Source organism: Bacteroides sp. 3_1_23 (assembly GCF_000162555.1).
Lineage (GTDB): Bacteria > Bacteroidota > Bacteroidia > Bacteroidales > Bacteroidaceae > Bacteroides > Bacteroides ovatus.
In genome coordinates this window covers 2,966,931-2,985,072 of record NZ_GG774949.1, presented here as the reverse complement: position 1 = coordinate 2,985,072, position 18,142 = coordinate 2,966,931, and the positions used below count along the sequence as shown (strand labels likewise).

General features: G+C 42.0%; 18 protein-coding genes. 9 read left to right on the top strand and 9 right to left on the bottom strand.

The window, feature by feature from the left end; translation table 11 throughout:
• Positions 1 to 21 precede the first annotated feature (21 nt).
• Entirely contained in the window at positions 22 to 2,046 is a 2,025-nt protein-coding gene (locus tag HMPREF9010_RS12570; RefSeq protein ID WP_008648881.1) for a RagB/SusD family nutrient uptake outer membrane protein, read from the top strand.
• A 109-nt stretch (positions 2,047 to 2,155) separates the two neighbouring features.
• Positions 2,156 to 2,698 carry a beta-class carbonic anhydrase gene (locus HMPREF9010_RS12575; RefSeq protein WP_008648880.1) on the top strand — a complete coding sequence of 181 codons (543 nt, stop codon included), beginning with the start codon at positions 2,156 to 2,158 and terminating at the stop codon, positions 2,696 to 2,698.
• Between the two features lie 36 nt (positions 2,699 to 2,734).
• On the opposite strand, the gene HMPREF9010_RS12580 is transcribed toward HMPREF9010_RS12575, so the two are convergent.
• A complete protein-coding gene (locus HMPREF9010_RS12580; RefSeq protein ID WP_008648878.1) occupies positions 2,735 to 2,920 on the bottom strand; it encodes a hypothetical protein in 186 nt (61 codons plus the stop codon).
• 122 nt (positions 2,921 to 3,042) lie between these two features.
• Here HMPREF9010_RS12580 and HMPREF9010_RS12585 point away from each other — a divergent pair, with 122 nt between their 5' ends.
• The 5 genes from HMPREF9010_RS12585 to HMPREF9010_RS12605 are packed head-to-tail and all read left to right on the top strand — an operon-like array spanning position 3,043 to position 5,843.
• Positions 3,043 to 3,579 carry a nitroreductase family protein gene (locus HMPREF9010_RS12585; protein ID WP_004327009.1) on the top strand — a complete coding sequence of 179 codons (537 nt, stop codon included), beginning with the start codon at positions 3,043 to 3,045 and terminating at the stop codon, positions 3,577 to 3,579.
• Between the two features lie 2 nt (positions 3,580 to 3,581).
• Complete coding sequence (locus HMPREF9010_RS12590; RefSeq protein WP_004300874.1) at positions 3,582 to 3,917, top strand: hypothetical protein; 336 nt, start codon at positions 3,582 to 3,584, stop codon at positions 3,915 to 3,917.
• A 7-nt stretch (positions 3,918 to 3,924) separates the two neighbouring features.
• The gene (locus HMPREF9010_RS12595; protein ID WP_004311403.1) at positions 3,925 to 4,719 is read left to right on the top strand and encodes a Rossmann-like and DUF2520 domain-containing protein; all 795 of its coding nucleotides are present in this window, start codon (positions 3,925 to 3,927) and stop codon (positions 4,717 to 4,719) included.
• Positions 4,700 to 5,221, top strand: coding sequence for a KdsC family phosphatase (locus HMPREF9010_RS12600; protein WP_004300872.1), 522 nt, complete (start codon positions 4,700 to 4,702; stop codon positions 5,219 to 5,221). The genes HMPREF9010_RS12595 and HMPREF9010_RS12600 overlap by 20 nt, the downstream gene beginning before the upstream one ends.
• Before the next feature lie 40 nt (positions 5,222 to 5,261).
• Positions 5,262 to 5,843, top strand: a complete 582-nt coding sequence (locus HMPREF9010_RS12605) for a Maf-like protein (RefSeq protein ID WP_008648874.1) — start codon at positions 5,262 to 5,264, stop codon at positions 5,841 to 5,843.
• A gap of 183 nt (positions 5,844 to 6,026) precedes the next feature.
• Here the strand turns inward: HMPREF9010_RS12605 and HMPREF9010_RS12610 are convergent, their stop codons facing one another.
• From HMPREF9010_RS12610 to pheS, 8 genes are all read right to left on the bottom strand, one after another.
• Positions 6,027 to 8,234: a tetratricopeptide repeat protein gene (locus HMPREF9010_RS12610; RefSeq protein ID WP_004300870.1), complete on the bottom strand. Its 2,208-nt coding sequence runs from the start codon at positions 8,232 to 8,234 to the stop codon at positions 6,027 to 6,029.
• 7 nt (positions 8,235 to 8,241) lie between these two features.
• Positions 8,242 to 9,426, bottom strand: a complete 1,185-nt coding sequence (locus HMPREF9010_RS12615; RefSeq protein ID WP_004304398.1) for a DUF418 domain-containing protein — start codon at positions 9,424 to 9,426, stop codon at positions 8,242 to 8,244.
• Positions 9,427 to 9,614: 188 nt separating this feature from the next.
• Positions 9,615 to 10,658: a porin gene (locus HMPREF9010_RS12620; RefSeq protein ID WP_032852552.1), complete on the bottom strand. Its 1,044-nt coding sequence runs from the start codon at positions 10,656 to 10,658 to the stop codon at positions 9,615 to 9,617.
• A gap of 10 nt (positions 10,659 to 10,668) precedes the next feature.
• Positions 10,669 to 11,643 (bottom strand): ABC transporter substrate-binding protein, encoded by a 975-nt coding sequence (locus HMPREF9010_RS12625; protein WP_008648870.1) that lies wholly within the window; start codon positions 11,641 to 11,643, stop codon positions 10,669 to 10,671.
• Between the two features lie 106 nt (positions 11,644 to 11,749).
• The gene (locus HMPREF9010_RS12630) at positions 11,750 to 13,009 is read right to left on the bottom strand and encodes a phosphoglycerate kinase (protein WP_004300866.1); all 1,260 of its coding nucleotides are present in this window, start codon (positions 13,007 to 13,009) and stop codon (positions 11,750 to 11,752) included.
• Between the two features lie 93 nt (positions 13,010 to 13,102).
• Positions 13,103 to 13,780, bottom strand: coding sequence for an endonuclease III (gene nth / locus HMPREF9010_RS12635; RefSeq protein WP_004300865.1), 678 nt, complete (start codon positions 13,778 to 13,780; stop codon positions 13,103 to 13,105).
• Positions 13,777 to 14,976, bottom strand: a complete 1,200-nt coding sequence (locus tag HMPREF9010_RS12640) for an MFS transporter (RefSeq protein WP_008648869.1) — start codon at positions 14,974 to 14,976, stop codon at positions 13,777 to 13,779. Before HMPREF9010_RS12640 ends, nth begins: the two co-directional genes overlap by 4 nt.
• Positions 14,977 to 15,124: 148 nt before the next feature.
• Positions 15,125 to 16,144: a phenylalanine--tRNA ligase subunit alpha gene (gene pheS, locus HMPREF9010_RS12645; RefSeq protein WP_008648865.1), complete on the bottom strand. Its 1,020-nt coding sequence runs from the start codon at positions 16,142 to 16,144 to the stop codon at positions 15,125 to 15,127.
• A 120-nt stretch (positions 16,145 to 16,264) separates the two neighbouring features.
• Between pheS and HMPREF9010_RS12650 the strand changes: the two genes are divergently transcribed.
• Positions 16,265 to 17,281: an energy transducer TonB gene (locus HMPREF9010_RS12650; protein ID WP_004300861.1), complete on the top strand. Its 1,017-nt coding sequence runs from the start codon at positions 16,265 to 16,267 to the stop codon at positions 17,279 to 17,281.
• A 422-nt stretch (positions 17,282 to 17,703) separates the two neighbouring features.
• Positions 17,704 to 18,142: hypothetical protein (locus HMPREF9010_RS26360; RefSeq protein WP_008648862.1), on the top strand; the 439-nt coding region annotated here is incomplete at its 3' end.

Sequence of the window (18,142 nt, the reverse complement as noted above, 5' to 3'; positions counted from 1 at the left end):
TTCACTAAAAAAAGTATTGAAATGAAAAGTACAATCTATAAAATAGCAGCGCTTACATTCGCTGTGGCTTCAATGTCTGCCTGCTCGCTTGATGAGTATAATCCAAGCCAAAAAACAGGAGATGAAATTCTTGCAACGTTCGATGGGCTTAAAGGATTACAGTCTTATTGTTATTCATCACTTTACGGGCAGTTATTCAGTGTCTATGATTTCTTGTCTGTGGCTGAAGGTGGTACGGACTGTTGGATAACTCCTGCCGGTAATCCGGATTATGCCAAGCAGGTGATTTATTATGATGGTTTAGCTACGAATACGAATGCTACAAATAAATTATTCGGTCAGGCTTATTCTATGATCGGTAATTGTAATGCAGTAGTAAACAGGGCTGAATTACTAACGGATGGCAATGAAAAAGATATAACGACTTTAGTGGCTGAAGCCCGCTGTCTTCGTGCGTTTTATTATTCCATATTGGTGAATACGTATGGAAATGTAACGTTAACATTGGAAGAATCGTCTCAAGATCCTATTTTGACTCCGCAGCGTAACTCTATTGAAGAACTATATACGCAGATAATTGATGATTTGAAATTTGCGGCCAATAATCTTGAAGATACTCCTTATGATAATAATCGTGCGCGTGTGACTAAGAAAACCGCGTTAGGACTTTTGGCTCGCGTTTATGCTCAAGGTGGTGGCGAATATGGGCTGACAGAAGAGGGAGTATCTTATTGGCAACGTGCTAAAGAAGTGGCAGAGGACATGATTTTAGCGTATGGTGACTGTCTGTATGATGATGTGGAAGATGTTTGGGCTCCGGCAAATAATCGAAATAATAAAGAAGCTTTATTTATTGCTGCCGGTCCGGATGCTACGAATTTGGAGAACTGGAATGCTGGAACACAATGTAATAACAACTTTACTTATATGTATCCAAAGCCAAATACTCTCACTATTTATCCTACTCCGGATAATCAAAATTATTGGTATGGACGTACTAATAATAATACGTTGGCACCTTCCAAATATTTGCTGGATTGTTTTGATGCTGATTATGATAAGCGGTGGGAAGTAACCTTTACTACGGCTTTTGTACAGTTTTCTGCCGTACAGTCAGGAGGTAGTTATTTATTTACTAATAAGAAGCAGACATTGGATGATGGTACAAAACCAAAAATTGGAACAAAACATGGCGTAAATGATAATATTAGTTCATTTACAATTCTTACTCAAAATATAATCGATACTTATGGATTGGATGCAAAATTCCATAATGAGTATATTTATCCTTATGGTGATTTGAATTATACATATTATGATGGAACTTGGGCGCCCAAAATGATAGCCAAGGTTTGGCCGAAAGGTGAAAATAGCGGTGATCCTTCCAAATTGCAGGAAGTGAAGAACCCCTATGTGATACCTTACCCTGTAGCTGAAGATGATGATAGAATCTGTTTCTACTTATCAAAGGAAAGACTTTCGGATGCGGAGAAAGCGAAACGTAGATATTATGTAATCAATATTGATGATTTGTTTGATAACGGACAATATCGTAAAACAGATATAAAAGTCACTAATGACAAAAATATGTACCCTGGTTTCAACAAATACAATTGGTTGTCGGAAAATTCATATAGTAGCAATTTGCAACGTAAGACAGGTGATGTGTTCATTATGCGTATGGCTGAAGTATATCTGATTGCAGCTGAAGCTAACCAACAATTAGGAAATGGCGGAAAAGCTGCTGAATATTTAAATGTACTGAAAAAGCGTGCCGCTCGCAATGATGCATCTTACAATGCTATGAAATTGAGTAATGCTACACAGAATGATGTTATGGACGAATATGCTCGTGAATTATGTGGAGAATATCAACGTTGGGTATTGATGAAGCGTCACAAAGATTCTTTTAAACAACGTCTTGCTGTTGGTAATCCTCGTGCAGCTGAAAATTTTGATGAAAACAAGCATTATTTGCGTCCGATTTCTTTTAACTTCTTGAGTCAGATTGATAATGCAGAAGAATATGGAAACAATGGGTATTAGTACTCTTACAGATTAAATTTAGATTAAAGAGGGGATATGTCGTGATGATATGTCCCTTTTTTCTATATCTTTGTATCATCAAACAGAGCTTTATAATTTAAGCGGAACTATGATAGAAGAAATTTTAGCTTACAACAAGCAATTTGTTGAGAACAAGGGATACGAATCGTATATTACCAATAAATATCCCGATAAGAAAATAGCTATTCTTTCCTGTATGGACACCCGACTGACAGCTTTGCTTCCAGCCGCATTAGGAATTAAGAATGGCGATGTAAAAATGATAAAGAATGCAGGTGGCGTTATTTCCCATCCTTTTGGTAGCGTGATCCGGAGTTTACTCGTAGCTATCTTTGAACTGGGTGTGGAGGAGATAATGGTGATTGCTCATTCTGATTGTGGAGCTTGTCACATGCATAGTGAAACGATGCTTGAAAAGATGACGGCGCGGGGGATAAATCCGGATTATATTGACATGATGCGCTTCTGCGGAGTTGATTTTCATGTCTGGCTGGATGGCTTCGAAGATACGGAAAAGTCCGTGAGGGGAACAGTCGATTTTATCGTGCGTCATCCTTTGATTCCTTCAGATGTGACAGTTTACGGATTTATTATCGATTCTACAACTGGAGAATTAACACGGATTGTATAATAAACTATCTTTTTAATTCCTCTAAATATAGTGACGCTATCTTGATGACAAAAAATAAGGCAGCTTTTTATCGGCTGCCTTTATCTTTCTGCGGTTATATACTTTCTTTGACTGGTGCACTCGTTGGTGACAAATAGGGTGCCCGTACATCTCTATTTCTGCCTCACGGCTAGCTTTACGATTCGCTTTAATGTAATCGTCTTGTGTAATTCGCTTTTTCATAATGAAATTATTTCTCTGTGCAAAGATACAATATATTCTTCATTTAGTATAAACTTTTATTTCCTATTACGCTCGGTTTGCATTATCTTTGCATACATTAATCAAATGAAACCGGAAATAATATGGAAAATTTCAGTGAATTAATAAAGAACCGTCGTAGTATGCGGAAGTTCACCGATGAAGAATTGACACAAGATCAGGTAGTTGCGTTGATGAAAGCAGCTTTGATGTCCCCTTCTTCCAAACGTAGTAATAGTTGGCAGTTTGTAGTGGTTGATGATAAAGAGGTATTGAAAGAATTGTCTCATTGCAAAGAACAGGCTTCTTCGTTCATTGCCGATGCAGCTTTGGCGATTGTTGTAATGGCCGATCCGTTGGCCAGTGATGTTTGGATTGAAGACGCTTCCATTGCTTCCATCATGATACAGTTGCAGGCTGAAGATCTTGGCTTGGGAAGTTGTTGGGTGCAGGTTCGCGAACGTTTCACTGCCACCGGAATGCCTTCCGATGAATTTGTCCATGGAATTTTGGATATTCCCTTGCAACTTCAGATTCTTTCTGTCATTGCTATCGGACATAAAGGGATGGAACGTAAACCTTTCAATGAAGAACATCTTCAATGGGAGAAAATTCATATTAACAAGTTCGGAGGAAAATAAGTATGGGAGCTGCTAAAGCGAATAATAGTAAAGATACCTATCTGGCTACTGCTGTTACCTTTATTGTAATCGGAGCACTTTTTCTGATCGATAAGCTGATTCATTTTTCTTCCATTGGGCTACCCTGGGTGATGAATAAGGACAATATGCTATTGTACGCCTCGATCTGTTTCCTTATTTTCAAACGCGATAAATCAATTGGTTTTGTGTTGCTTGGGCTTTGGCTAGTGATGAATATCGGTTTGGTCATGTCCTTATTGGGTTCGTTATCCGGATATCTGTTGCCATTGACACTGCTCATCATCGGAATCGTTTTATTCTGGTTTGCAAAACGATAAGAGAATAATGAAAAGAAGTATAGAAGATACACCGATCGTGTTTATCGGTGCAGGTAACTTGGCTACTAATCTGGCGAAAGCTCTTTATCGTAAAGGTTTCCGCATTGTACAGGTATATAGCCGGACTATGGAATCTGCCCGTACCTTAGCCGAGAAAGTAGAAGCTGAATATACAACAGATTTACAGGCAGTCTCCAAAGATGCAAAATTGTATATCGTATCGTTGAAAGATGATGCTTTAGTAGATTTGTTACCGCAGATAACAGAAGGAAAGCAAGCGTCTTTGTTGGTGCATACGGCAGGAAGCATTCCGATGAGCGTTTGGGAAGGGCATGCAGAACGTTACGGAGTATTTTATCCGATGCAGACATTCAGCAAACAACGTGAAGTTAAATTTCAGGAAGTGCCTTTCTTTGTTGAAGCGAAAAGGCCGGAAGACGTGGAATTGTTGAAGGCTGTTGCCGCCACACTTTCGGAAAAGGTCTACGAGGCTTCTTCCGAGCAACGTAAGAGCCTTCATTTGGCTGCTGTTTTTATCTGTAACTTCACCAATCACATGTATGCATTAGCAGCTGATTTGCTTGAAAAATACAACTTGCCTTTCGATGTCATGCTTCCGCTGATAGATGAAACAGCACGTAAAGTCCACGAATTGGCGCCACGTGATGCACAGACCGGACCCGCTGTTCGTTACGATGAGAATGTGATGAGTAATCATCTTGCCATGTTGGTAGATTCTCCGGCATTGCAGGAAATATATAAACTAATGAGCAAAAGTATCCATGAGCACCATCAATTATGATTTATCCCGTATCAAAGCTTTAGCTTTTGATGTGGACGGAGTATTGAGTTCGACAACCGTACCTTTGCATCCTTCCGGAGAACCGATGCGCACGGTGAATATCAAAGATGGGTACGCCATCCAGTTGGCTGTGAAAAAAGGACTTCACATAGCTATCATCACCGGTGGCCGGACAGAAGCGGTACGTATCCGTTTTGAGGGACTGGGAGTGAAGGATTTATACATGGGGTCTGCTGTGAAGATACACGATTATCGTGCTTTTCGTGATAAGTACGGATTGACCGATGATGAAATTCTATATATGGGTGATGACGTGCCGGATATTGAAGTGATGTGTGAGTGCGGACTGCCATGCTGCCCGAAAGATGCCGTGCCGGAAGTGAAATCCGTTGCAAAGTATATTTCTTATGCAGACGGTGGTCGTGGATGCGGACGTGATGTAGTGGAGCAGGTGCTGAAGGCTCACGGTCTATGGATGGTGGAAGACGCCTTCGGTTGGTAACTTAATCATAAATAATCGTTGTTTAATAACGAATAAAACCATGCTTGATAACTTAAATAAATATCAGATTATATTAGCTTCCAATTCTCCCCGTCGGAAAGAACTGATGTCGGGACTAGGAGTAGACTATGTAGTCAGAACATTGCCGGATGTAGACGAGTCATACCCGGATACATTGGTAGGTGCTGAAATACCTGAATATATTGCCCGTGAAAAGGCGGATGCCTACCGTACCATGATGAGGTCGGGAGAATTATTGATTACGGCAGATACCATAGTCTGGTTAGATGGGAAAGTACTTGGGAAACCGGAGGGTAGGGAAGGAGCCATTGAAATGCTTCGCGCTCTCTCGGGAAAATCTCATCAGGTTTTCACAGGGGTTTGCCTGACTACTACTGAGTGGCAAAAAAGCTTTACCGCTTCCTCCGAAGTGCTGTTTGATGTCTTGTCGGAAGATGAAATCCTGTATTACGTAGATCGTTATCAGCCAATGGATAAGGCAGGAGCTTATGGCGTTCAGGAGTGGATCGGGTATATCGGGGTTAAATCAATTTCCGGTAGTTTCTATAATATTATGGGGCTTCCCATACAGAAACTGTACGGAGAGTTGAAAAAGCTGTAGTAAGTATCTTGAATATATCTGAATATATCAGTGTAATAAACTTATTGATTACATGAAATACATAAGATATACTTAGTCCAATAATGCACAAAGGCTACCTCAAAATAGAAAATGAGGCAGCCTTTTTCTGTATTTTTAAGCAGGAACATTTACTGAATATCCCAAACTGAAAGATGTGGAAGACTATAATAAATCCAACATCAGAGGAATATCTTCTTCCCGAATTCCTTGTGTGAGAAGAGCTTCTTCATCTTTATGGAACATTTCCAGGAATCGTTCCCGGTTTCCACTAGCCGTAATGGCTTTTCCATAGAAAACGGACGCTTTCTGAATATCTCCCATCACCCAGGCAACATGTCCTGCATTCATATAGTCAATAGCCAGAGGCTTTTGTTCTATTATTTTTTCATAATACTTCATCGCCTGTTCATGTTTCTGGCTGATAAATGAACACCATCCGATACCACGCCATGCCTTAATACAGTTGTTCTCGATGAAATCCAGTTTGAAGAAATAATTCAGTGCTTCTTCATATTGCCCCAATTCGGCCAGACAGCTACCGATATGGAAAGTCACATTGGTATCTTCCGGAGCAGCTTCTTCTACCTTCTTATAATAGGTGATTGCTACCTGGTAATTTCTGTTCAACCGATAACAAATAGCCAGATGGCGATTGTTCCAGATATTATCCGGTTTCAACGTGTCTGCTTTCAGGTAAGCCTGGATAGCTTCTGCATATTTCTTTCTTTTCTGCAATGCATAGCCAAACTTCTGGTAATATTCAGCACTCTCTCCTTCGAATCCGCCAATCGTTTCCAACTCTTCATAAATTTCAATAGCCTCGTCCCAACGTTCCTTTGACAGGTAGAAATCGGCAATGGGGAATAATACATCTTCCCAGTGCAATATATTGTCGAGTGCAGGGACATGATGAAGATCGAGCTTCTCTTTAAAAATATCTCTGAATTCACTCTTGCGCACACTAAGTTTGAAGAAACGATACAAATCGTGCAGGTACTGGTTGCTGACCGTTCCCGGACGTTCATTGAATTTCTTCATCGTCTCAACATTCGATTTCTCCGCCAATTCTGCAACCTGTTGTTCATTCAGTTGGCTCAACATCATATCCTGTTGTGACTGTGGCAATTGATGGATCGTGAAAAAGAGAGAGTACTTATCACTGTTACTGAAGAATCCCGATTGAAGAATTAAATCCAGTAGACTGCCTCCCTGATTTCCTGCCTGCTTCATTGCCTTGAGCACATTAGACTGTTGCTTGCTGAATGGATAAAACCAGTTATGCACCTCGCGGAAGAACGGATAGTTTTTCAAAGCCGCAAAAGTACTCATATATACATCTGCACCCTCCAACTGCAATTCGTTCATTTCACGCAATTTATCCCCCAGTCCGGATTTCTCGAATGCATCTTCCCAATCCGGATTCATGTCGTTGTTCTCTTCATCGCTTTCTTCAAAGCCGAACCGCATATTTTTCATGGAGGAAACATTCTTCAGCATTTCGGGAATAATCTCCTCCCTCATTTTTTTGTCAATCTTTTCCGTTTCCTGACATAATAGCATTTGGCGGTAAATGCGAGCGACATCTTCTCTGAATGAAGGAATTTCTTCCATGAGATCCACCCTTTTTATCAGTTCCGGATAGAAAGTAAGGCGGCTTCTGTAAATGTGGAAAATAATCATCGCACCAACCAATGCCCGTTGGCTGACGTTGACGTTGGGATGCTCGTAAGCATCAAGCAACCACATTATTTTTCGTAAGTCGAAACATTCCATCAAGCTCAATGTGAGGGCACTGACAAATAAGCATAAGTCGTCTCCCGGAAGTAATTCCGAGGCAAGCATGGCTTTTGCATCTTCCTCGTCTTCGGGAGTCCAGGCACTGTTTGTCCATGTTCTGATAAACATAAACTTGAGCGTGTCCTCATGCCGCTTTAATACTTCATCCATCTTTTCGTCAGACAGTAATCCGCTGACTGCCAAGTCGTCATTAAAAGACTCCAGTATGTGTAATATGGTTTTAAGACCATAGTTTGACAAATCTGGCGATTTGGGAGTACGTCGTACTTCATGATAGTATCTTGATGAAGCGTTATCCAATATGAGCAAACGTGATTGGTCGGCAATTCCCCACGTGTCTGATACCATTTTCTGATACAGATTCCATCGTTCAGGGTCATTTGCTCCCTGTTTCATGTATTCCAGCATATATTTGTAGGAAGTCTGCAATTGTTCCAGGCGAGTGCGTAGATCCCAGTCAGGACACTGCCACAGCAGAGATTCCAACTGCATCAGAGCTTCCTTGAGCCTTTTCTCTTCAAGTAAGGTACGTATATATGCGTATTGTTCATTAATCGTTTTTTCGTTCATCATTATTTAATTATTTATTTTTTCCAATCCAGGTCAAACGTTTCCAGAGACCCTCAAAAGGACCATGTTTATGGTGTCGGAGCCACCACGAACAGAATACCATTTGTAATAGAACAAAAAGGATGCCAAAAAGGAAGCTATAGGTGATTCCTAAATATCGTCCCAATTCGAATCCCCAATGATAGAACAAAAGAGAACCGAAAATGGATTGCCCGAGATAATTCGTTAAACTCATTTTACCATAAGATGTGAAACGCATAAAGAAACTGCGGTCTTTCACACGGTAGAAAGTCAACAGTAATCCTGTCACCAGTAATACCATGAAACTAAGGCTGCTGAATGAACTTAATATCAACTGTAGAGGAACAAGGACGGCACTCCGTTCGATGAATTCCGGCAACATATTGTTCAATCCGTAGATGGGGAAGAAGCAGAGAAGCGAAATGGCTAATGCTTTTAACCACAAGCGTTCGTTCTGTTCGCTATACAGGAAATATTTGCGGCGGCCAACCAGCATTCCGAATAGGAATAATCCCGGTGTTTGTAAGATACGTCCATGTTCCAAAGCCCAGGTCATGTTAGCCATTTGTCCTTCCCACATATTCATGCGGACTGTTTCAAGGAAGTTGCCATGTTTTTGTACGTCGAAAGCGATGCTGAAATAATAACCTGCCAAACTTTTACCTGCCACATAGTCAGGATTGCACAAGGCATAGATCAGTTTTGCCCAGTCGATAGGTTGAAGGATTAATAAAGTAGCAAAGATGGCAACTGTACGGTCACTCATCCGGCAGAATATCGGCAGGATAATTCCTAAAATCGCATACATGGTTAATATTTCGCCGGTAAAGAAAGCGGCATTGAATTGTCCTATAATGAATAGGATGAATAATCTCCATAAAAAACGCAGGCGGAAATCTTTCCCTCTCCGTTGTTGGTTATTGTCCTGAATATAGAAACTGAAACCGAAGAGCAAAGCAAATACAGCGTATGCTTTATTACTGAATGTGAAGAATAATCCTCTCCAGATAGCCTGATCGGTAAATTTCATCCATTCAAAAGGGACTTCTTCCGGGAAAGAATAGAAATTAAAGTGTTCGATGCTGTGCAAGAGGATGATCCCCATTACTGCCAATCCTCTTAATACGTCGGCCACGTCTATTCGGGCGTTGGTTTCGGCGATTTTGTGTTCCATGATTTTTGTTCTGTTATTAATAAGGTTTATATTTTATAATTATTTGATTCGGCTTGCTTCAACTCTACTGCTTTAATCCTATTGTTAAGGTACTACTTACTATAGCCTTGATACTTTACTCTTGGAACTTAACCCTGATGCTTCGGCTCTAATACTTGATACCTAATACTTAAATTTAGTCCTTGAATTTAAAACCTCACTTGTACCTGTGCCTGTATCAGGTTGGAATCTTTTTGTCCGTCTCCTTTCTTATTACAAAAGGTGTATTGTGCCTGTAACCGGCATCTGGGATAAAACCAGTATTGTACGCCTGCAATATAGTTATTTTGTTTGAAATCTGCAGCTTTGTTCGGGTTGAAATAATCGAACGAAGCGATGAAATCGAAATTCCGGGCAAAACGCACGCTTCCTGTTGCATAGAAACCTTCACTTTTCACATTCCTGTCTTTTCCGGCAAGATATTCCGTACGCAGATTAAAAGTGGAAGTGGTGACAACCCCTCCTGCACTCCAGCGTCTCTTAGCGTAATTTTCTCCTACTTTGATTCCGGTATATTCAGAGTCAGCTATGGCGTGTCCTGTTCCGCGGATAAACGAACCACCTACGGACAACCATTTCAGCGGATTAACCATCAGATTACCGACCACATCTTTTTGACTGTTTTTGTCTTTGGTATTCAGTCCCTGTCCGTTCATTACAGCTACTTTATATTGTAGGAAGTCACGAAATAATTTCCCGTGAAGCATCATACCTATATCCCGTCCGGAAGTCATTCCGTAACATTTATCGCTGCCGCTTACTCCTGCCAGATAGCAGACAGATTGTGAATAGCAATTGATAAGTTCTACTGTAGTAGGAGACAATTCGTTTTCTATGGTATAAGGAACCTTGAATTCACCGATACGTGCCGTAAGTCCGGGGAGAAACTGATAATCGGTATACACTTCGAGTAACATGCCCCCGTTGTAGAAGTCGTACATAAAATCACAAGTCCACCGTTTGGTGATCTTTCCGTGTGCCATGAAAATGATTCGTTTGATGTCGAATGTGTTATCCGGATTCGCTGCATCGTCATAAGTGTATCCCAGTTGGGCATATCCGGAGAGACTAATCCGTTCTTTCAGTGTGTTGACAACTTGATTTAATGGTGTCTGCTCCTGTGCCAGGAGAGGATTTTGCATACTTGTAATGCATAATACAAAGGTTAAGAGTTGGAGTAGTGTTTTTCGCATGAGTTAGTTGTTATTTGATTTTGATTATGGTTGATACTGTGGGAATAAATGTAGTGTCAATCAGATTCTTTTCAGAGTAGGTTTGGGGTATTCGGTGGTTTTCTTTCAACCAGTGTATAGCCTTGTCTATCGCTTCAGCGGAGGGGCGTTTTGCTTTTTGATAATTGGGGAGGGCGACGAGTCCTGTCAGATTTTCGGGCACACCTATTTCTATCAATACTTGCTCCCATTCTTTCTGCGGGTGCATTTTTATGTAATCTACTCCCAGGTTATATCCTGTGATGAGTAGCTCGATTTCTTCTCTCTTCTCGTTGAGCGCTTTTCGTGAAAAAGCGGTAGCGGTGAAATCGATACCCAACTCTTGCGTACTTACCAATGAACGATGTTTACTGTTCATGGCGATGGATGCGGCAGGGTCGGGTAGGAAAGAGGCATCAATTTGATTGTACTGCAACATTTGCAGACGGAGAGGAAGCTGGCCGATTTCCGGCATGTTTATTTCCGCATGCTTGATTCCGGCTTTGCTTAATAGCTGGTCGGTAGCATATTCGATAACTGTGTTGCGCGACACGGCGATATTCTTTTCCTTGAGCTGTTCCAGTTGGTTGATGTTACTTTCTTTGGAGACAATGAAGCAGAAATAACCATCATTCTTCAGGATGAATCCTAAATCAGTATGATGAATAGCTTGTAATGCTACCGCACTGGGATAGTCAGTAATCATGCCATCTATTTTCCGGGTTTGGAAAGCAGCGTCCCGGTCGTTGGCAGAGTTGAATGAAAGAATGGTCAAATCCAGTCCTAATGAGTCGTAAATGCCTTGCGTTTTGGCTATATGAAAAGGAAGTCCGTCCAGTGTAGGCATCATGCCCAGGGTAAGTGGTTGCAGTTCGGTTAGAGGTAAAAAAGAGCTATCTCCTTTCTTACTCTGACAAGAGTAAAGGAAGAAAAGGATGAACCAAAAGAATAGTATCGGTCTTTTCATACCTCGTTTTTATAAATAAGAGGAATTCTGTTTTTATAAATAAGGGCAACTCTTTTCACAAAGAACTGCCCTTCTAATAATTAACTATGTGATTTTAACAATTATCTTATTCTTGAATAGCAGCGATACCCGGAAGAACTTTTCCTTCGATTGCTTCGAGCAATGCGCCACCACCAGTTGAAACATAAGATACACCGCTAGCCAAACCAAACTTGTTAACACAAGCTACAGAGTCGCCACCACCAACAAGTGAGAATGCGCCGTTCTTAGTTGCTTCAACGATTGCTTCACCTACTGCACGTGAGCCGTGAGTGAAGTTGTCAAATTCGAATACGCCTGTAGGACCGTTCCAAAGAATAGTCTTAGATTCTTTGATAACGTTAGCGAAGATTTCTTCAGTCTTAGGACCGATATCAAGACCTTCCCATCCGTCAGGAATTTCGTCAACAGCACAGAATTTAGTATTTGCATCGTTAGAGAATGCGTCAGCAATCTTAGCGTCAACAGCCAATACCAGGTTTACACCTTTTTCTTTTGCTTTTTTCATCAAATCCAAAGCCAGGTCAAGTTTGTCGTCCTCACAGATAGAGATACCGATTTTGCCGCCCATAGCTTTAGTAAATGTATAAGTCATACCACCGGCGATAATCAGGTTGTCTACCTTGCTCAACAGGTTTTCGATGATTTCGATTTTAGAAGAAACTTTAGAACCGCCCATAATAGCAGTGAACGGACGTTTGATATCGTTCAATACTTTATCAACAGCTTTCACTTCTTTTTCCATCAAGTAACCGAACATCTTGTTGTTTACATCGAAATATTTAGCGATCAATGCTGTAGAAGCGTGTGCACGGTGAGCAGTACCGAATGCGTCGTTTACATAGCAGTCAGCGTAAGAAGCCAATTTCTTGGTAAATTCTTTCTGGCTTTCTTTTACTGCTTTCTTAGCAGCAGCTTTTTCTTCGTCAGTTGCATCTTCTGCCAAACCTCTTGGTTTACCTTCTTCTTCAGCGTAGAAACGAAGGTTTTCGAGCAACAGCACTTCTCCCGGTTGCAGAGCAGCAGCTTTTACAGCAGCTTCTTCGCCCATGCAGTCGTTAGCGAACTGAACTTCAACGCCCAGCAATTCAGACAGATGCTTGATGATATGTTTCAAAGAGAATTTATCGGCAACGCCTTTCGGACGGCCCAGGTGAGAGCCAATGATGATGCTTCCGCCGTCTGCCAGAATCTTCTTCAAAGTAGGAAGAGCTGCACGCATACGAGTGTCATCTGTAATGTTGAAGTTTTCGTCCAGGGGTACATTGAAGTCCACGCGAACAAATGCCTTTTTACCGGCAAAATTGAATTTGTCAATTGTCTGCATAATACTCTATTTTTATTTAAAAGTGTTTTTAAAATTCTTCTTTTAGAACGACCGCAAAGTTACTATTTATTTCGGTTCCTTGCTATTAAATCGTTATTTATTCTTGGCTTTTGGTTCCTCTTTTGTAACTTTATAGGTGTTACAGAAATATTTGCACATCATTTGCAAACCACAGGTGTCACATTTGGGAGTACGTGCCTGACAAACGTAACGGCCGTGCAGGATGAGCCAGTGATGGGCAATCGGTATGAGCTTTTCCGGAATATTCTTCACCAGTTCTTTTTCCACGCTGAACGGGGTGGTGCAACTGTCCGGCACCAGTCCGATACGGTGGCTGACACGGAACACGTGTGTATCTACCGCCATTGCCGCTTTTTTGAATACAACCGACTGGATCACATTGGCAGTCTTTCTTCCTACACCGGGCAACTTTATCAGATCTTCCAGATTATCCGGCACCTCGCTATTGAAGTCATTCACCAGCATCTTTGCCATACCGACCAGATGTTTGGCTTTGTTGTTGGGATAAGACACGCTTCGTATATATTCGAAAATCACTTCCGGCGTAGTGGCAGCCAGTGCTTCCGGAGTCGGAAAATCTTTATACAAAGGAGGAGTGATGATATTCACCCGTTTGTCCGTACATTGTGCAGAAAGAATAACAGCGATCAGCAACTCATACGGATTGTTGTAATGCAGTTCGGTTTCGGCTACAGGTATGTTGTCCTGAAACCAGGCGATTACTTTCTCATAACGTTCTTTCTTTCTCATCGTAGCTTGTTTTTATGGTAATGAGGCGTCACTTTTAGTCTGAAATAGAGGGCGGAAACTACCGTCAGGCAGGCTCCGAAAAGATAGGCCTTATCAAATGTACTTATTTCTGCGATATATCCTCCCGTCAGCATACCGATACCGATTCCTACATCCCAGGAAGTGAGGTAGGTGGAAGTCGCTGTTCCCCGCTGACTGTTGGGGGCGAGGTTGACAAACAGCGTGTTAAATGCCGGAAACATAATTCCAAACCCGACACCCATTAATAATGCGATGCCAAAAAACAGCAGGGTACAGGCTGTATCATCCCATTGAATCAGATATACACAAGTTGAAAGCAGGAAGAAGCTGAAAACAACCAGGTATAATCCGGCAGCTATTACTTGCGTTATTTTTCCGCGATCCACCAGTTTTCCTGAAAAGATACGCGAAATGGCCATACCGACTGCCATAAAGGTGAAGAAGAATCCGGTTTGTGTGTTCAATCCTATTTGGCGGGCGTACATGGCAACATAGTTGGTCGTCATTCCGTAAGGGATGGAAAGTAACAGCAGACTAAGTCCGGCAGGCAGTCCTTTCATCAGGATAAAGCGGTCGAGCGAGATCGGTTCCCGTTTCACAGGAGGCTTGTAGGGCGTTTTAACCAGACTTGCGCATAGAAAACCTAAAATACAGGAACCGAATGCATAGCAGAATATCGTAGCAAAAGAAACTCCCGCATCATGCAGAAACAGTCCGAACATCGGTCCGATGGACATGGCTGTATTGTTGGTAAGCCCGTAATAACCTAAGCCTTCCCCTCGCCGAGAAGAGGGCATAATGTCTATTACTACCGTGTTTCCGCCTACTGTGACCATTCCGAAAGAGACGCCATGAATGATTCGGAATATAATAAATAAGGTAAGGGAACCGGCAATTAAATATCCGCCGAACATCATCATAAAGATGAAGTAAGCAAACAGATAAAGAGGTTTTCGGGCAAACGTGTCGAGCAGATAACCGGAAAATGGACGGATACAGAGAGCTGCCACCGTGTAGCAGGAGAGGACAATGCCGATAGTGGAATTTCCAGCTTGGAAGAATTCGGATAAATAGAACGGCAAAACAGGAATCAGCAACCAGAAACCGAAGTATAGCAGGAAGTTGGCTGCCAAGATGAAACAATAACTGGGAGTAATGAGTCTATCCTTTGCCATAATGAATGATCGTTCAATCGACCGATTCGCATTGATTGGAAACCAACGCCGTTGGCCTGATTGGTCTGTTGATGAATATGCCAATGTCCCGATCACCGTCCGACGGTTTCATTGGGAACATTGGCATACTGGTAAATTTAGCACATTATTAATATGCCGCTTCGAATTCTTTTAGGAAGCGTGTATCGTTTTCAGAGAACATACGGAGGTCTTTCACCTGATATTTCAGGTTTGTGATACGCTCGATACCCATACCGAGGGCATAACCGCTGTATATTTTGCTGTCTATACCATTTGATTCAAGTACGCTCGGGTCTACCATACCGCAACCGAGGATTTCTACCCAGCCGGTGTGTTTACAGAACGGACATCCTTTACCGCCGCAGATATTACAGCTGATATCCATTTCCGCACTTGGTTCGGTAAACGGGAAGTAAGACGGACGCAGACGGATCTTTGTATCAGCACCGAACATTTCTTTGGCGAAGAGCAGCAATACCTGCTTCAAGTCGGTGAATGATACGTTTTTATCTACATACAGCGCTTCTACCTGATGGAAGAAACAGTGTGCGCGATAGCTGATAGCTTCGTTACGATATACACGTCCCGGACAGATGATGCGGATAGGAGGCTGTGAAGTTTCCATCACACGGGTCTGTACAGAAGAAGTATGTGTACGCAATACTACGTCCGGGTGAGCTTCGATAAAGAAAGTGTCCTGCATATCGCGTGCCGGATGGTCTTCGGCAAAGTTCAGTGCCGAGAACACGTGCCAGTCATCTTCAATTTCCGGACCTTCGGCAATGCTGAATCCCAGACGGGCAAAGATATCAATGATTTCGTTCTTTACAATGGTGAGCGGGTGGCGTGTACCGAGTTCCACAGGATAAGCCGAACGCGTCAAATCCAGTCCGTCACAATCGTTGTCCTGACTTTCAAACATTTCTTTCAGCGCGTTGATTTTGTCCTGCGCTTTTGTTTTCAGTTCATTCAGTCTCATGCCGACTTCTTTTTTCTGTTCGGCAGCTACATTACGGAAATCTGCCATTAAGTCGTTAATGGCTCCCTTCTTACTTAGGTATTTGATGCGGAGAGCTTCGAGTTCTTCGGCATTGGAGGCGTGTAAGGCTTCCACCTCTTTCAGAAGTTGTTCAATCTTAGCTATCATATTTTCGATGTATTGTTATTCAGTTTCTTAGTAAAAACCGTGCAAAGATATAATTTTATCACGAACCATCGAAATAATTTGTATCTTTGTTGCCGATATGTACCGAAAATCCGGCAACTTATGAAAAAGATTGTTTTCTGTCTTCTGCTTTTAACCTTTTCTTTTCGCCTTGCGGCCCAGATTGACTATTTGGAGCCGGTGAAACCTTTTTCCACTTATACAGGCGAGTTAGGCGAATATTATCGTAGTGTGTTTTCTTTACTTAATACGGGCTTCCAGAAACAGCCTTATGCGCGTTTTGCAGCTATCCCTTCCTTTTCGCCGGAGTATGCAATGTCGGTAGAGAAGAGGAATGGACGTTATACCCTGGTTTCGAACACATTATCGCGTACTTATTGGCAGGCAGAGAAGGGGACGGTGACGGTGGATACTAAATCGGTTGTCATTAGTGCTTCCCTATATCAGTCTTTAGGGGCTATCTTTCGTTTGGTGACAGAACAGGTACAGGATTTGGACGGTTCTACGGCTGGTTTGGATGGAATTGTTTATTTTTTCTCTTCTACGGATGCCAAAGGTAAAGAGCAGATGGGACGTAAATGGTCGCCGGAAAAGGGAACGTTGATGGAACGTCTCGTGTTGGTTTGTCAGTCGGCTTATATGTTATCCCGGGGGGAGAATATTTCGGAACAGACATTGGCGGTGGAGGCCGCTGCTTTATTAAAAGCATTGCAACAGCGCACCAAGGAAGAGCCGGATGCTTATAAGCGGCCGATGTATATCGGAATTTATCCGGTGGGTCCCCGTTCAAAGACACTTTCCGGAAGACAGGTGGAGGAACCTGCTCATTTCTCTGCGATGACTCCGGAAGAATATATTGCCAGTGAAATGGTTTATCCGTCAGGGCTTTTGGAGAAGAATGTTTCGGGTTATGCTTTGTGTGAGTTTACTATTGATAAAGAAGGGGTTATCCTTCGTCCTCATATTCTACGTTCCACTCATCCGGAATTTGCAGAGGAGGCTCTCCGCATTGTCAAAGGAATGCCGAAATGGTCACCTGCATTGGTGGGAGGAAAGCCGGCGGATAGTAATTACACTCTTTATGTTCCTTTCCGTCCGCAACTCTATCGGAATAAATAAGCAACTTTGCATCTAAAGTCCGATTAATAAAAAAGAAATATTGCATTTATAAGTTGAACTTATACTCTCTCTAATAAATAAAAAAAATAAATTTGCTGTCATCTGTCACAGATTGTAGCTTAACTGTTTGATTATGAAAAGTTAATGGCGTGACAGCAGCATGGTGACAGCACTGTGACGGCAATAATGCTGTCACTGCAAAGCTAAGAAGAGATAAACGCACTGCAAAGACGGTATGGTAGAGATGCATACCCAAATCAAGTAAAAATCACAGATGAAGTTTCATTGCCTGAATAGTATTAACCACAGGCAGATAAGCTATTTTATTTATTACCCCTGTACTTACGGGGCGGGACCTGCCTTGTAACCGATAGTTTTGTAGTGTACTGAATAAGTTGACACTTCTTAAATTCGAAATTCACATGGAAGAATTAAAAAAGAAGTACACTCCTTACACAGAATCTGAACGAATGTCGTATATTCGTGAGTATTTATCGACTTCCGAAACGAAATATCAGTTTGCCAAGCGTACGGGTATTTGCCGTCGTTTGCTGATTCTTTGGCTTGATAAGTATCATATAAATGATAAAGTTATGAGTACAGAACAACCCTCTTTAAGAAAAGACTCTGATGAGTCTCTCAATGAACTGGAGAAAGAACTCGCTGCATTGCGTGCCGAAAATCGCAAGCTTCAACGTGCTCTTCAGGAGGAAAGTCTTCGTCATGAAGCTTGTGAGGAATTGATTAATCTTGCGGAGTCAACCTATCACATCAAGGTTCGAAAAAACTACCGATGCCAAGTAATCGACACCTTGTCACAGGGGAACTGTGCCGTCATATGCGCGGCAGTCTGCAGTTCCT

Bases quoted from the DNA above. Each gene is read 5' to 3' on its own strand.
- HMPREF9010_RS12570 (WP_008648881.1), top strand. From the start codon at position 22: ATGAAAAGTACAATCTATAAAATAGCAGCGCTTACATTCGCTGTGGCT.
- HMPREF9010_RS12575 (WP_008648880.1), top strand. From the start codon at position 2,156: ATGATAGAAGAAATTTTAGCTTACAACAAGCAATTTGTTGAGAACAAG.
- HMPREF9010_RS12580 (WP_008648878.1), bottom strand. From the start codon at position 2,920: ATGAAAAAGCGAATTACACAAGACGATTACATTAAAGCGAATCGTAAA.
- HMPREF9010_RS12585 (WP_004327009.1), top strand. From the start codon at position 3,043: ATGGAAAATTTCAGTGAATTAATAAAGAACCGTCGTAGTATGCGGAAG.
- HMPREF9010_RS12590 (WP_004300874.1), top strand. From the start codon at position 3,582: ATGGGAGCTGCTAAAGCGAATAATAGTAAAGATACCTATCTGGCTACT.
- HMPREF9010_RS12595 (WP_004311403.1), top strand. From the start codon at position 3,925: ATGAAAAGAAGTATAGAAGATACACCGATCGTGTTTATCGGTGCAGGT.
- HMPREF9010_RS12600 (WP_004300872.1), top strand. From the start codon at position 4,700: ATGAGCACCATCAATTATGATTTATCCCGTATCAAAGCTTTAGCTTTT.
- HMPREF9010_RS12605 (WP_008648874.1), top strand. From the start codon at position 5,262: ATGCTTGATAACTTAAATAAATATCAGATTATATTAGCTTCCAATTCT.
- HMPREF9010_RS12610 (WP_004300870.1), bottom strand. From the start codon at position 8,234: ATGATGAACGAAAAAACGATTAATGAACAATACGCATATATACGTACC.
- HMPREF9010_RS12615 (WP_004304398.1), bottom strand. From the start codon at position 9,426: ATGGAACACAAAATCGCCGAAACCAACGCCCGAATAGACGTGGCCGAC.
- HMPREF9010_RS12620 (WP_032852552.1), bottom strand. From the start codon at position 10,658: ATGCGAAAAACACTACTCCAACTCTTAACCTTTGTATTATGCATTACA.
- HMPREF9010_RS12625 (WP_008648870.1), bottom strand. From the start codon at position 11,643: ATGAAAAGACCGATACTATTCTTTTGGTTCATCCTTTTCTTCCTTTAC.
- HMPREF9010_RS12630 (WP_004300866.1), bottom strand. From the start codon at position 13,009: ATGCAGACAATTGACAAATTCAATTTTGCCGGTAAAAAGGCATTTGTT.
- nth (WP_004300865.1), bottom strand. From the start codon at position 13,780: ATGAGAAAGAAAGAACGTTATGAGAAAGTAATCGCCTGGTTTCAGGAC.
- HMPREF9010_RS12640 (WP_008648869.1), bottom strand. From the start codon at position 14,976: ATGGCAAAGGATAGACTCATTACTCCCAGTTATTGTTTCATCTTGGCA.
- pheS (WP_008648865.1), bottom strand. From the start codon at position 16,144: ATGATAGCTAAGATTGAACAACTTCTGAAAGAGGTGGAAGCCTTACAC.
- HMPREF9010_RS12650 (WP_004300861.1), top strand. From the start codon at position 16,265: ATGAAAAAGATTGTTTTCTGTCTTCTGCTTTTAACCTTTTCTTTTCGC.